1 protein-coding gene is annotated in these 748 nt (G+C 37.4%); it reads left to right on the plus strand.

The window, feature by feature from the left end; translation table 11 throughout:
* Nucleotides 1-744 (plus strand): class I SAM-dependent methyltransferase (locus HC175_RS15730; RefSeq protein ID WP_209310019.1); only part of this gene is annotated, 744 nt, incomplete at its 5' end.
* Between the last annotated feature and the right edge of the window lie 4 nt (nucleotides 745-748).

Genomic DNA, 748 nt, shown 5'->3' on the forward strand with positions numbered 1-748 from the left:
AGTAACGAAGGCAGTTATAAAGTTCTAATAAAGTTATTGCATCAAGGAGGAGTTATCCTAGAGGGAAAAAGGGTTTTAGAGATTGGCTCAGGTTGGGCACCGGTGATGCCATACTTTATGCTTTACCAGGGTAAAGCGAAATCGGTGGCTACTTTCGATCTCAACCGGCATTTTAGCAAGAAAAATACAGAGAGGTTGAATGAAGTTTTTATAGAGGAGTATGCAATTCATGTTGCTCCTGAGCTTTCTAACACTTACAAACTACCCAAAAATATCAATTATCATCCTGAAACTGATTTGACAAAAGTGGATTTACCGGAGACAGAAATAGTTTTTTCCCGCTTTGTCCTGGAACATGTAAAGCCCGAAGATATCCTCAAGATGCACATAAAATTCAAAGAAGAATTGAAACCGGGAGCTACCATTGTCCATCTTATTTCTCCCAGTGATCATCGTGCTTACGTGGATAATAATTTGAGTTTGCAGGACTTTTTAAAATTTGGTAAAACCCAGTGGCAAAAAAAGCAATCTAAATTTGATTACCACAACCGTCTGCGACTGCCAGAATACCTGTCAATTTTTAAAGCAGCCGGACTGGAGGTAAAGCATGTGGAATATGAGAATCCCAAACCAGGATCTGAAGCTTTAAAAAAATTCAGAAAAATAAAATTGCACGAAGATTATAAAGTTTATACCGAAGTGGAATTAACTGCCGGCTCTATAAATATTGTTTTAAAAGTGTGAAATT

The organism is Salinimicrobium oceani, from assembly GCF_012037645.1.